Source organism: Streptomyces sp. NPDC029164 (assembly GCF_055563995.1).
Window position 1 is genome coordinate 92,929 of sequence record NZ_JBVHWW010000031.1, and the last position, 12,527, is coordinate 105,455.

Below are 12,527 nucleotides of genomic sequence, written 5' to 3' on the forward strand. Positions count from 1 at the left end.
GGCGCAGCGCTGCCCACCGACGACTGGAGTAACCGCTCGTGCTCATCCCCCGCCCGCGTCGCCGGATCGGCCGGCCTCGCCCGCAGCGCCCCGGCCCCCGCTACCCGCACCGCCCCGACCGGCTGCCCGCCTCCTGGAGCAGGTGATGCCGCGCCCAAGGAAGAAGCGCTCCTCGTCGGTAAGACCCTCCAGCCGTGGCCGCAGGTTCCTGCTCCAGTACCAGTCCAACTGGTCCGCGAGTCGCTCGCTTCTTGTCATTTCCGCACACTACTTACAACGGAGACCTGGCTGCGCCCCTCGCGGACGCCGTCGCCGGCCGTGGGCCGCGAGACGTACCGCACCAGGAGATGAGGCTGGGGCCTGATGTGCCCTTCGGGCCGCGCCGCCGCGAGCGGCTCAGCCTCGACCGATGGCATGAGGGATGATCAAGACCGCCGACTCCCGCCCTCAGCATGAGTATCCCGAGCGAGCGCCACGCCAGAGCTTCCGACCTGCATGTTCGAAGATGGCGAAGACTCAATGACCGTCGTCAAGCGTCGAGGGTGCCTGGGTCATGCCGAGGGCACGCCGGAATCTCTCCCATAGAGAGGTCGCCGAAGTGACGCCAGAAGCGTTGTCGGGGGAGCCAACGTCCTGCCCGGTGAATACCCGCTCTGCTCGGAAATCGTGAGCGTCCCCACGGAACGCGACGACGTCCTCCCCGATCCCGACTACCTCCAAGAGGGTGTCCAGAGCCTTGTCGGCTTGCTCGTGCGGTTGGGTGAGCCAGACATACGAGACGCTGGCTTTGTCGCCGAGAGTCAGCAACGTTTGTCGGTCAACGCCGAGAACGGTCTGCTGATGGCGGGAAGCGTGTTGCTGAGTTCCGGAAGCGCGTCGGTGCTTGCGTGTGGCCATCGCGTGTGCCGGCCTTGAGAATCAGCGGTAAAGCCCTTGGGCGCTATGCATTTGATCACGGCCGTGGAGGGCAGGCGCTCGGCCTGAAACGCTCACACAGGCTTCCTGAGCTGCATTTCGCCGTGCTGTCCTCGATTCCGATCGGCCCCGCTGCGCGCACCGGCTGAACGCAGCGGGGTGTAGCCGGACCATGCCCCGGTCAACCCGTGAAGGACTCGGGGCCGAAGCGGCCCCACACCACGAAGGCGGCCAGGACGAGGTAGACCAGGTCCACCGCCATGAATGTGGTCTCGTGACGCCGTATGCGGGTGATCGCCGCGCCGGTCATCATCAGCACCAGGCCGAGGGCCGCCAGCGGAACCAGAACCGGCGCGGTGCCGAGCACGGCGGGTAGGACAAGGCCCACCGCGGCCAGCACCTCGAGGGCTCCGATGGTTTTGATGGCGCCGGCGCTGAAGTCCTCGGCCCAGCGGGCGCTGGGGCCGCTGGCGGCGATCTTCTCCTTCGGCGTGATCACCTTGAAAGCGCCGCCGAGCAGGTAGGCGGCGGCGAGCAGTCCGGCGATGATCCACAGGGCGAGGTTCATGGGATGTGTCCTTGCATGGTGGTGGCTCGGGGTGCCGGGGTCGGGCGGTCGCGTGGCGTGCGGTTGGTCAGCCGTGCTGGCCGGGCTGGTAGTCGCCTGCGGGCTGCTGGATCATGACGTTTCCGCGGTTGAAGGCGTTGATGATGGCGATCTGGGCCACCAGGTCGGCGAGCTGGTCCTCGTCGTAGTACTTGGCCGCGTTCGCCCAGACTGCGTCCGAGACCCCGCCAGCCGCGTCGGCGATGCGGGTGCCCTCTTCGGTCAGCTCCAGGGCGGCGCGTTCGGCGTCGGTGAACACCGTGGCCTCGCGCCAGGCCACGACCAGGTTGAGACGTACTGCGCTCTCCCCGGCGTGCGCGGCGTCCTTGGTGTGCATGTCGATGCATCCGGCGCAGCCGTTGATCTGGCTGGCGCGGAGCATCACCAGTTCCCGGGTGGAGGCCGGGACGGTCGACTCCGCGAGCGCCCTGCTTGCGGCGACGATGTGCTTCATGGCCTTGGCGGCGACGGGGCTGGTCATGAAGTTCAGTCGAGCGTTCATCGTGCACTCCTTGTTCCTGCTGTTCGCTGTCGCCCTCTAAGACAGGGCACCCCCGCAGCCTGTGACAGGGGCTGATGTGACGTGCGTCTCACCGCCGTACGGTGACGGTCCGCCGACGGCCGACCGAAACCCCTCGGATACCCTCTGGGCGTCCTGTGGATCTTGGAATGAGCAGGCGGGCTGGCGCGCTTGGACTGAGCACCGCTGTCCGCGAGTTGGGGAGGGGTCCCATGTCGGGAGCAACGGATCTGACGGACGAGGCCGGCTATCGACCGCTGATGTTCTCCATCGCCTATGGGATGACCGGGTCGGTGGGCGACGCTGAGGACCTCGTCCAGGACGCCTTCCTCGGCCTGACCCGGGCGCAGCAGGCGGGCACCGCGATCTCCGCACCAAAGGCGTACCTGACCACGGCTGTGACGCGGTTGGGGATCAACCACCTGAGCTCGGCACGAGTACGGAGGGAGAGCTACGTGGGGAACTGGCTGCCCGAACCAGTCGTCGTGACCAACGACCGGCCGGGACCGGTCGAGCACGCCGAGCTGGCCGACTCGCTGTCCATGGCTTTCCTCGTACTGCTGGAGGCTCTCTCCCCGGTGGAGCGGGCGGTGTTCATGCTGCGCGAGGTGTTCGGGTACGACTACCCGGACGTGGCGCGGACCACCGGGAAGTCCGAGGCGAACTGCCGCCAGATCTTCGCCCGCGCCAAGAAGCGCATCGCCGCGGCTGGGCCGGACGCGGACAGCGTGCCGCCCCCCGCCCAGCGGGCCGAGGGCGACGAGCTCGCCCGCAAATTCTTCGAGGCGGCCGAGGGCGGCGACCTGGACGCGCTGCTCGGCATGCTCGCGCCCGATGTCGTGTACTACGGTGACGGAGGCGGTAAGGCGCGGGCGACCAGGAATCCGGTGGCTGAGCCGCAGCGCGTCGGGCAGCTGCTCGTCGGTGGGTTCCGCCGGATCCGGAGCCTCGGGGCCGATCTCCGTCCGGCCTGGGTCAACAGCCGCCCGGGGGTCGTGACGTACGACCCCGAGGGCCGGGTGGTCAACGTGGTCGAGCTCGACATCGTCGACGGCGTGATTCGGGCGATCCACTCCGTATCCAACCCCGACAAGCTCGGCCACCTCGGCCCGGTGTCCGACATGGCACGGCTCTCGGAGGAATAGTCCACCCGGCCCGCGGCCCGCCTCTCCGTACCTTGCGGCTCGATCTGGCGCTACTACTTCTGACCGAGATCGCACACGGCTGCGGTCAGGAAGCGTTCTTGGAAACCGACAACAAACGTTCTCGGTTGTGACTTACGTAGCCAAGACGCCGAGCGGATTGCCGTCGTGCTTGCTGATCGCGAAGCTGAACCCATCCAGCCGGAACAGAACGACGTCGAGTTCGTCCAACCCGTCCCACGACCGCTCCACGTGCAGACGTAGCCGCTGGGCCACAGGCTGTACTGGCAGCACCAGCGCTCCGACCATCTGGAACAGCGGAGCGGAGTGCTCCCAGACGCTGTACTGGTGGGCGGGGTTCTTGCCGGTGTAGTAGGGCGGTTGTGTAGCCGACTGCCAGTTGGGCTCAGGTCCCGGGACCTCGATATCTGTCACAGCAGTTCCTCCCCATGGACCCAGCCGACTGGCGATCAACCTACCTTCACCTGGGTGGGTGGCGTCATGCGGCTCTGGTCAGGCCGGGTTGTGGTGGCTGAGATGTGTATGGCGGGTGCCTGACCTCGCGGTCCGTCAGGTTGGATGGCACCATGGCGAGACGACCCAAGACGAAGAAGAAGCGGCCCCCCTTCGGCATACCGAAGGAGATCATCCTGCTGACTGGGCAAGACGTGTGGCCCTACACGTTCATCGCCGACGACTCGGGTGGCGGATGCGGCAAGGTCCCGATGCCCGCCGACGCGGCCCCTGAGGAGGTACAGACGGCGATCTTCACACAGCTTGCGGACGTCATTCCACGGCGTTGAGATCGACGTTGAGTGGTCCTCCCTGACGCCGGACTCGTGGGTAGGCCACATCCGGCATGTCACCGCGGAGGAGCCTGCTCCGCCTGGCGCGGCACCTGAAGTCGGCTGACCACGGATCGGCTCACCGGGCACCGAAAACGTCATGCACTTCGACACCGAATCAGTCGGAACCGAGCCGTACACAGCCGAGGATCCCGGCCGACAGGGCCAAGTTCGTGGTGCCAGCGCCTCAGAAATCGCGAACTTAGGCGCTTTCACCGGCGGATACAGCGACTCCACCCGCGCCGAGATCGCCTAGGCCCACCAGCTCGGCCGGCCCGTCCGCTACACCGGCCCGGTCGGCCACGCGGTCATTCTCCACCGGCCCGGCCCGGCCCGGCCCGGCCTGGACCCGGTACGGATCGGCCCGTACGAGCACGAGTACCGGGCCGAGGAGATTGCCGCCGGCCTGCGCAGGCAGATGCGCTCCACCGCGCACGTTGAGGGCACCGTCATCGAGACCGGAGCCTTCCGACCCGACCTCGACCACCTCGCACCCCAGGTACCCGCCGACCCGTACGCCCTGGCCGAAGCCATGGATAACGACCCCGGCGGCGACGGCGCCGGTCGCAATTTCCCCGACCTCTACGCCCGGCTGTGCGCCAAGGAGCCCGAGTACGCGAGCGACCTGGGGGAGGGCTGCTCCGCGTACGACTACCTGCACGCTGACCCCGGCGACGAGTAGCCCCCGGCCCCCTCGTAGCGGCAGGCCTTCGCCCGGGCCTGCCAAGCCGACCCGGCCGAGGGGCGACGGCTGTGGAAGGCCGCCCGCGCCGCCGAGCACACGCGGCGTCGGCGGGCGGGAGTAGACCTGGCGGAAAAGGTCGTCCAGGTCTACTCCCACCCCAAGGTCATCGAGACGGTGGGAGAGTTGCGCCGCGCGATGGTCCACCTGCGGGCCCGTGATGGCCAGCCGTCTCTCGCCGAGTTGCAAAGGCGGGCCGGCCAGGCGGCGGACGGCAGGGACCGGCTGCCCAAGAGTAGTCTCGGGATGTCGCGCCGCAAGGCCGCCGAGTGGGGCAAGGCCTGGGACCGGATCGTCGGTGAGACGGGGGACCAGCCCCCCGCCCTACCGCGGCAACGCACCGACCGGCACCTCCGCACAGGCCCAGACCTGCCCGGCAATCCCCGGCCAGCCCCTGCCGGGCGCGCACAGCTGCGCATCGGGCACCAGGAAGCCGCTCACTTCATCAACTTCTACGTCATGGCAATGACGGAGGAACTCGGCACCGTCTTGTACCGCACCTCCTCCCAGCACCACCGCAGCCGCCTCCCCCGGTTTCTCCGCGGCCCTCTACCGCCGCTCCCGCCCGCGGGCCGCACCGGCTGCGGACTTCCCATTCGAGCCCCCCCCCGCCGCTACACCCCACCCGCTCCGCCCCTCCGCGGTTTCCTGGCACCCTGACTTGGGCCGCTTGGGACGCTTACGTGCATAGGTTCACCTGTGCGGCCGGCACCGCGCGCTTTGCGGGCTTGTGTCCGTGACGCGAATGTCGATGGAGTGGTCACGCAGTGCCAGATGCAGAGTGCAGGGTCCGCTGGCGTGACGGATGGCGTTACCGACCAGCTCGCTTACCACCAGGAGGACCGGTCGGCGGCGGCCGGCTCGGCAGGCGGCCGGGTCCGGGCTGCCTAGTCGAGGAAAGTACGGGTTGCGTCCCGGGCCGACGCTGCGGCTTTGCTCACGTGCGGCAACTTTTGATCCAGTACAGGTGAGGCCATGGATCCTCCTCTCCCGAGACGATCTAACTGTGTGGTGCACCTGCCCCATACCGGCGTGCAGAAGCCACGTCGGCGGTCTGATGTACCTGGCTGCTCTCCGATCCCGTTTCAAGAGCACCTGCCCCGATGGGGTAAGCGCGAAGGGTGTCGCAGGTGTTGCGGAGCGCTCAGTGGTGGCCGGTCACCCGGCGCGCTGGGTTGTCTCCCCTGCCTGGGCGGGTGCGGCGGGCAGGGGGACGGTGCAGGAAGCGCAGCGTCGGGCCTGGGCGGGGGCGGGGTTGAGGCATTCGGGGCAGTCCCGTTTGGGGGCCTGGACGTCCTGGTGTGGGGCGAGGCGCTCGTGCAGCTTGTTGATCGGGAGCACGACCAGGAAGTACAGGGCGCAGGCGAGGAGGAGGAAACTGATCGCCGCGTTGATGAAGGCGCCGTAGGGGAACGGGGTGGCGCCTACGGTGAAGGCCTTGCGGCTCATGTCGCCGGTAACGCCGGTGGCCAGTCCGACCAGCGGTGTCAGGAAGGCGCCGACGAAGCCGTTCACCACGGCGGTGAACGCGGCTCCGATGACGATGCCGACGGCCAAGTCGACAACGTTGCCGCGCAGGATGAAGCTGCGAAAGCCCTTCACCTTCTCACTCCTCAGTTCTCCGACGTCGACGGGCGGCATCGAAGCACGCCCATCCCGCCCTCTTCCCCGGATGCCCTGCCCCGCCTCGCCCATGCCTCCCGGATGCGGACCCGTGACCTCGATGGCGCTGAGCAGCACTGGCTTTGCGAGGTGCCGCACGTCCCCCCGACTACTGCTCCTCGCGCGCATCCGACGCCGGCTGGGCAACGGCGTGTAAAGCCTGGCGATCACTCGCCGGCGTGGCCGGGGCCGCGGCCGGCCGAGCCCTTGTGTTCTTCTGCGTGGCGGGTAGGAGGGAGTGCATCAGTCAGCAGCGTGGGAAGAGGCGGTCGTGGGTGGAGCGTTGATTGCGGGCGCGTGGGGCCTGTTTGCGGGCGCGGCCCTCTTGGTGGGGGCGGCTGTCGGCTCGCTCGTGCGGGTCCCGCCCCGGCTGATCGCACTGGTCATGGCCTTCGGCAGCGGCGTGCTGATGGCCGCGGTGTCGTTCGAGCTGATCGCTGAGGCGTACGAGCGCTCCGGCATGGCGCCGGTGGTGGCCGGGGCAGTTGGGGGTGCCGCCGTGTACTCGGGAGCCAACGCCCTGCTGGCGCGCCGCGGGGCTCAGCACCGTAAGCGCTCTGGGGAGCAGCAGCCCTCCGAGGCCGAGGCTCCCGGCTCGGGCAACGCCATCGCCCTGGGGGCGTTGCTGGACGGGATTCCGGAATCCGTCGTCATCGGCACCAGCCTGCTGGGAGGTGGGCAGCTGGGGGTGGCGACGGTGGGGGCGGTGTTCATCAGCAACCTCCCCGAGGGCCTCGCCAGCGCCGCCGGGATGCGCAGTGCCGGGCGCAGCCGCAGGTACGTGTTCGCCCTGTGGGGAAGCATCGCTGTGATCACCGGTCTGGCCGCATTGGCCGGATACGCCCTGCTGGACGGGGCGTCAGAGGCGGTGATGGCGACGATCACGGCCGTGGCGGGCGGGGCGATCCTGGCGATGATCGCCGACACGATGATCCCCGAGGCATACAGCAAGGTGCACCTGCTGACGGGACTGGTCACCGTGGTCGGATTCTTGTCAGCGTTCGCCCTGTCTCACCTTTAGGCGCGGTGGGGAGTTGGCCTCGCCGGTCTCGGGGCTCCGCTGCGCTCTGGTCGGCTCGGGCCACCAGCAGCCAGCCGGGTTCGACGACCCTGGTCCGGAAGCCGGCCGCTTCCAGGATCGCCGACAGGGCACTGCCCAGGGCCTGGTGCAGGCCGGGCAGTGCCGTACGCAGTTCGTCCTGGTGACCGTGAACGTGGGCGACGGCACGCAAGATCCCCTTCGAGCGCCATCCCAGCAGCGCCCCCTCGTTCTCCTTCACCTGCAGGCTCAGGCGCTCGGAGTGGTCCGGGACATGTGTGGACAGAAACTCGATTGCCCGGTATGCGAGGGTCCGGCGGCGCAGGTGGCCGGTGATCCGGCCGCGGCGGGAGTGCTTGGCACCGGCTGGTGCGGACGGCGGGTCCTGGGCCGTGGGGGTCGGGCCGAACAGAGTGCTCGTGGGACGCGCGTGTTGTCCGTGAATGAGTTTCGTGTGCCCCGAGGAGCGACAGATACCCGCCCCGCGAATGACCGCAAGCTGAGGTTCAACGCACCGTTGACAGGGTGACGCACTGCCAGCCAGCGGGACTCGATAACGGACTGCACGGTGAGGCCCGGTTTCTACTTGTGCTGGCGCTCGCCGTCGCGCTGCGGGTACAGGGACGTGAGCTTGTTCCAGTACTGCTCAAGGTGGGCGTCGGTTTCCCTCAGGGCCGGGTCCAGGAACGAGGCATGTAGCCCGGCCGCGCGGTCGGGGGCAGACTCCTGGCCGACCGGTGGGGGCGCTGCGCGTCGCCAGGGGGCTTTTGCTGCGCTGGCACCGTGTGCGTCGCGAACCGCGCGGGTTGCCCACCAGCGGGCCAGGAGCACAGCGGCGGTGAGGGCGGCGGCTGCGAGGGTGTGCAGCCCGGGGTGCGCGGCCACGACTTCCTCCATGATTTCTGCTCTAGCGGCGCCGGCCCTCAGGGCGAGGCCGACGCCGCCTTTACTCGGTTCAGCCGGGCCAAGTGCCGGTCAGACGGCGGGTGGTGACGGCACCGGCCCGGTCGACGGCGGCCTTGACGACCGCGAAGATCGTGCCTTGCAGGGCTGCGGCGATGAGGACTTCCTGCCAGGTGCGGTGCTCGTCGGTGGCGTCGGGGGCATCGTCGTCGTGGCCGATCATCTTCCACGCCTGCTTGAACGCCGCGCCGGCGATCATGCCGCTCGCGGCACCGAGCGCCAAGCCGACCGGCTAGTAGGCGATCTTGGATGCCTTCATCGGCGCCGGCTGCGGCGCAGGATCAGGAAGACGGCGAACGCGACGGCCGCGGCGATCAGCGGGGTGCGGTTGGCCTTCGCCATGGTCGCGGCCGACTCGGCCCTTTCGCGGACCGGCTCCGGGGTCTTTTCGGCGGCGAGCTGTCCGGCGCGGGTCGCGGTGTCGCGTACCTGCGCCGCGGCGTGGGTGGCCTTGTCCAGGACCGGAGCGGGAGTCTTGTCCTTGACCAACTGAGCGGCGTGCGCCGCCTTCTCCCGGAGCTGATCGGTCACCAGGGTGGCCTTCTCGGCGGCCTGTTCCTTGATCTCGGCCGCCTTCTCCTTGGCCTGCGCCTTGACGTCGGCCTTGGCCGCCAGCGCCTCCACGGTCTGGCCGAGTTCATCGCGGGTGTGTTCGACCTGCTCGCGCAGTTCCTCGGGAGTGGGCGCGGATTCCTTGTCGCCCTGGGAAGGGGTGCTCATCGGTGTGCTGCCTCCTTGATCTCGGCCACGTCGGCCTTGACGCTGTCGATGGCCTTCTCGGGTGCGGGGGTGCCGGCCTTGGTGACCTGCTTCTTCCCGGCCGCGGCAATCACGGCTGCGACGGCCGCCAGCAGGGCGGCGATGATCAGAGCCGAGGCCCAGATCGGCAGGAGCAGGGCGAGGGCTGCGATCACCGCGCCGACCAAGGCCTGCGCGGCGAGGCTGCCGACCAGGCCGGCCCCGCCGAACAGGCCGCCGCCCACACCGAAGCGTTTGCCCTTCTGCGTCATCTCCGCCCGAGCCAGCTGCATCTCTTCACGGACCAGCTCCGAAATCTGCTGCGACGCCCGCGATACGAGGTCGCCCACCGATTCCTCGGGACTGCCGTGGTTCGGGTGCCGCTCAACGGCGCTCATCTACTGTTCACCTTCTCCGCATGCTCGGTGCGTTATGGCGCGATGGCTGCACGATGGCCGCCATTCGTGTCGCCGGTGCGGTGCCGCGCCGGTCAGCGGCCCGAATTGCTACCGGTGGTGTCCTGGATGGGGCGTCGGCGTTGCGTTTGACGGAGTCGATGCCGTCCAGGCAGGACCGGTGGCTCTCGGAGTGCTCGCTGGTCGCGATGACCTGCCCGTTGGTTGCGATCAGAACGAAGTGATAGCCCTTACCGGTCTGGTGCCGGACCTCGAAACGAGCCGCCATGGCAGACCCCTCCTCTTTTGAAATGTGCACGCTGGTGTCACGGCGCGCCTACCCCGCGAGCAGCCGGTCACCCGCCTGCGAGTCGGGTCATCTCCAGGCGCGGATGAGCAGGCGGGGCGTTGCCCGGACGAGAGCATCTGCGGTCAGGCCGATGGCGGCGCCGGCTGCGACGTCGGAGGGGTAGTGCGCGCCGCTGTGGACCCGCTCGATCGCCACCAAGTCGGTACCGCTCAGGCTGCACCCACCCAGGGCCAGGAAGGCGCGACTGCGGCGGCGCTGTCCCCGGAGGGGAAGGAGGAGCTGTCGGGCCGGTCCTCGACGTCGTCGTGCGGGATCCACTCCTTCGGCGGCCGACGCCGCTTCACGAGCTGTTTCGCGACCCCATTGGACAGCAGCTCCGCCACCGCCATCGCCGTGATGCCGGCGGCTGCGGCCTTACCGCCCCGCCGGCCGCCATGGCAACGGCGGCGGCCCACCACAGCTTCGTGTGCTCGGCAGCTTCCTCGACCGGCGGCAGCACCTTCCGGGCCCAGTCGGAGTCCCAAGAGGCCATCCGCCGGGTCAGCCGGTGATCGCCGTCGCGCAGCGCCGTCACAATTCCCATGCCGCGCCCCTTGCCCGCCCGCAGCACCTCCACACAGTGGTCACTCCAGGCGGCGGCGGTCTTCATCACTCCACTTACGCGTGTCGCGGGGCTCGACGTAGGGCTCCTCATCTTCGGGTAGCCGCCGGCGCGCGCACGCTGGCGGGCCATCTCGGCGTCGAACTCCAGGCCCAGCAGGATGGCCAGATTGGTGATCCACAGCCACACGAGGAAGATGATGACGCCGGCTAGGGTGCCGTACGTCTTGTTTTAGGAGCCGAAGTTCGCGACGTAGAACGCGAAGCCGGCCGAGGCGATCATCCAGATCACCAGCGCCAGGAAGCTGTCGGGGGTGATCCGCTTGAAGCCGCGGCCCTTGGCGTTCGGCGCCGCCCAGTACAAGATCGCGATCATGGTCGTGACGAGCAGGACCAGGACCGGCCACTTCGCGATCGACCACACTGTCATCGCCGTGTCACCGATGCCGAGGGCGGAGCCAGCCTGCCGGGCGAGGGCGCCGGTGAAGACCACGATCAGTGCACTGGCAACAGCCAGGATCAACAGCGTGATCGTCAACGCCAAGCGAAGCGGCAGGACCTTCCACACCGGGCGGCCCTCGGGCATGTCGTAGACGGCGTTGGAGGTGCGGATGAACGCGGCGACATAGCCGGAGGCCGACCAGATCGCCACGGCGAGGCCCACGATCGCCAGGAGCGATCCGATGCCGGCATTGCCCTGCAACTGCTGGATTGCGTTGCTGATCACGTCGCGCGCGGAGCCGGGCGTCAGCTTCTGCAGGTTGTCCAGGACCTGTTTGGTGGCCGACTCGCCTGCGATGCCGAGCAGCGACACCAGGACCAGCAGGGCCGGGAAGAGAGCCAGCACCCCGTAATAGGGTCAGCCCCGCGGCCCGGTCGGTGAGCTCGTCGTCCTTGAACTCCTTCAGCGTGCCGCGCAGCACCGCCATCCACGACCGTTTCGGCATGTCGGAGAGCTGACCCGGCGCCCGCTCCTCGACCTCCTCATCGGGGCCCACGCTGCCGCGCCCGCCGACGCCGGCAGTGGGCTCGCGGTCGTGACCGTGCTCGGGTTTCGGTGTGCGTGTCATGCCCGGCGGCTGTCCACTGACGCCCGCCTTATGCATCGACCGCGGGGCTCTGAGTGGTTGCGGGGGAATCGGAGGGGTAGGCGCCGCCAACACGACCAAAAGGCAGATACCCCTATAAAAGGAGCGAGCATAATCACCCAGGATCAGATCTCCTTGGTCCTCCACCACCCGGTCTACGACACGGACGGGAACAAGCTTGGCGAGGCCAAGCACGTCTTCCCCGACGACGCCACTGGCCAGCCGGAATAGGTCAGCATCAAGACCGGCATGTTCGGCATGAACGAGCCCTTCGTCCCCATCAAGGACGCCACCATGGTCGAAGACCACCTCGAGGTCCCCTTCGCCAAGGACAAGATCACGGACGCGCCCAACGCCGACGTAGACGCGCGGCCACCTCTCCGAAGAAGAACACCGCCTCTACGAGCACTACGGCATCGACTGGGACGCCGCCTGGAGCCAGGCCAACCAGCCCGGAACCGGAGGCTGGGCCCACACCGGCGACACCGACACCTCAGCCGACATGCGGTCGGCAGGCATGGAGGGATCCGGCGATGCCATGACCCGCTCCGAGGAGCAGACGCACGTCGGGACCGAACGCCAGGAGGTCGGCCGGGCCAGGCTGCGCAAGTACGTCGTGACCGACGAGGTGCAAAAGACCGTCCCGGTGCGCCGTGAAGAGGTCCGCGTCGAACGCGAACCGATCACCGACGAGAACCGCGACGCCGCGATGTCCGGGCCCGGCGAGGCCGAACACGAGGTGACCCTCCACGAGGAGAGGCCCGTGGTCGAGACCGAGGCCAGAGGAAACCGTAACCGGCAAGGTCCGCAAGGAGAAGATCGAAGCCGACACACCGGACGACGACATGCGTGACCGCTGACGCCAGTCACAGCAGTGGGGGGGGGGGGGGGGGGGGGGGGGGGGGGGGGGGGGGGGGGGGGGGGGTGTGTGTCCCCCCCCAAAGACCAAAAAAACCCACAA

At 68.7% G+C, this 12,527-nt stretch carries 14 protein-coding genes and 3 pseudogenes; 5 read left to right on the plus strand and 12 right to left on the minus strand.

Annotation, left to right across the window (positions count from 1 at the left end; all coding sequences use genetic code 11):
• Positions 1 to 159: 159 nt before the first annotated feature.
• The 3 genes and pseudogenes from ACZ4VT_RS27575 to ACZ4VT_RS27585 all read right to left on the minus strand — a co-directional run.
• Positions 160 to 258 (minus strand): annotated as a pseudogene (locus ACZ4VT_RS27575) (DinB family protein); the annotation flags it as partial.
• 838 nt (positions 259 to 1,096) lie between these two features.
• Complete coding sequence (locus tag ACZ4VT_RS27580; protein WP_467953570.1) at positions 1,097 to 1,483, minus strand: DoxX family protein; 387 nt, start codon at positions 1,481 to 1,483, stop codon at positions 1,097 to 1,099.
• 67 nt (positions 1,484 to 1,550) lie between these two features.
• A complete protein-coding gene (locus tag ACZ4VT_RS27585) occupies positions 1,551 to 2,024 on the minus strand; it encodes a carboxymuconolactone decarboxylase family protein (protein WP_467953572.1) in 474 nt (157 codons plus the stop codon).
• A 230-nt stretch (positions 2,025 to 2,254) separates the two neighbouring features.
• On the opposite strand from ACZ4VT_RS27585, the gene sigJ reads away from it, so the two are divergent.
• Complete coding sequence (gene sigJ / locus ACZ4VT_RS27590; RefSeq protein WP_467953574.1) at positions 2,255 to 3,187, plus strand: RNA polymerase sigma factor SigJ; 933 nt, start codon at positions 2,255 to 2,257, stop codon at positions 3,185 to 3,187.
• A gap of 132 nt (positions 3,188 to 3,319) precedes the next feature.
• On the opposite strand, the gene ACZ4VT_RS27595 is transcribed toward sigJ, so the two are convergent.
• A complete protein-coding gene (locus ACZ4VT_RS27595; RefSeq protein ID WP_467953576.1) occupies positions 3,320 to 3,619 on the minus strand; it encodes a hypothetical protein in 300 nt (99 codons plus the stop codon).
• 152 nt (positions 3,620 to 3,771) lie between these two features.
• On the opposite strand from ACZ4VT_RS27595, the gene ACZ4VT_RS27600 reads away from it, so the two are divergent.
• Entirely contained in the window at positions 3,772 to 3,987 is a 216-nt protein-coding gene (locus tag ACZ4VT_RS27600) for a hypothetical protein (protein WP_467953578.1), read from the plus strand.
• A gap of 460 nt (positions 3,988 to 4,447) precedes the next feature.
• The gene (locus ACZ4VT_RS27605) at positions 4,448 to 4,711 is read left to right on the plus strand and encodes a hypothetical protein (RefSeq protein WP_467953580.1); all 264 of its coding nucleotides are present in this window, start codon (positions 4,448 to 4,450) and stop codon (positions 4,709 to 4,711) included.
• A gap of 1,218 nt (positions 4,712 to 5,929) precedes the next feature.
• On the opposite strand, the gene mscL is transcribed toward ACZ4VT_RS27605, so the two are convergent.
• Positions 5,930 to 6,373, minus strand: a complete 444-nt coding sequence (gene mscL / locus ACZ4VT_RS27610; RefSeq protein ID WP_467953582.1) for a large conductance mechanosensitive channel protein MscL — start codon at positions 6,371 to 6,373, stop codon at positions 5,930 to 5,932.
• 331 nt (positions 6,374 to 6,704) lie between these two features.
• On the opposite strand from mscL, the gene ACZ4VT_RS27615 reads away from it, so the two are divergent.
• On the plus strand, positions 6,705 to 7,454 hold the full coding sequence (locus tag ACZ4VT_RS27615; protein ID WP_467953584.1) for a ZIP family metal transporter: 750 nt from the start codon (positions 6,705 to 6,707) through the stop codon (positions 7,452 to 7,454).
• 600 nt (positions 7,455 to 8,054) lie between these two features.
• Here ACZ4VT_RS27615 and ACZ4VT_RS27620 read toward each other — a convergent pair.
• The 7 genes and pseudogenes from ACZ4VT_RS27620 to ACZ4VT_RS27650 all read right to left on the minus strand — a co-directional run bounded on the left by ACZ4VT_RS27620 (position 8,055) and on the right by ACZ4VT_RS27650 (position 11,548).
• On the minus strand, positions 8,055 to 8,369 hold the full coding sequence (locus ACZ4VT_RS27620) for a hypothetical protein (protein ID WP_467953586.1): 315 nt from the start codon (positions 8,367 to 8,369) through the stop codon (positions 8,055 to 8,057).
• A gap of 58 nt (positions 8,370 to 8,427) precedes the next feature.
• Positions 8,428 to 8,658, minus strand: coding sequence for a DUF4235 domain-containing protein (locus ACZ4VT_RS27625; protein WP_467953588.1), 231 nt, complete (start codon positions 8,656 to 8,658; stop codon positions 8,428 to 8,430).
• 32 nt (positions 8,659 to 8,690) lie between these two features.
• Entirely contained in the window at positions 8,691 to 9,155 is a 465-nt protein-coding gene (locus ACZ4VT_RS27630; protein ID WP_467953590.1) for a DUF3618 domain-containing protein, read from the minus strand.
• Positions 9,152 to 9,571, minus strand: coding sequence for a phage holin family protein (locus tag ACZ4VT_RS27635; protein ID WP_467953592.1), 420 nt, complete (start codon positions 9,569 to 9,571; stop codon positions 9,152 to 9,154). The genes ACZ4VT_RS27630 and ACZ4VT_RS27635 overlap by 4 nt, the downstream gene beginning before the upstream one ends.
• A gap of 7 nt (positions 9,572 to 9,578) precedes the next feature.
• Positions 9,579 to 9,857: a YegP family protein gene (locus ACZ4VT_RS27640; protein ID WP_467953594.1), complete on the minus strand. Its 279-nt coding sequence runs from the start codon at positions 9,855 to 9,857 to the stop codon at positions 9,579 to 9,581.
• 87 nt (positions 9,858 to 9,944) lie between these two features.
• Entirely contained in the window at positions 9,945 to 10,196 is a 252-nt protein-coding gene (locus ACZ4VT_RS27645) for a phosphatase PAP2 family protein (protein WP_467953596.1), read from the minus strand.
• 305 nt (positions 10,197 to 10,501) lie between these two features.
• Positions 10,502 to 11,548 (minus strand): annotated as a pseudogene (locus ACZ4VT_RS27650) (YihY/virulence factor BrkB family protein).
• 129 nt (positions 11,549 to 11,677) lie between these two features.
• Here ACZ4VT_RS27650 and ACZ4VT_RS27655 point away from each other — a divergent pair.
• A pseudogene (locus ACZ4VT_RS27655) lies at positions 11,678 to 12,426 on the plus strand (PRC and DUF2382 domain-containing protein).
• Positions 12,427 to 12,527 lie beyond the last annotated feature (101 nt).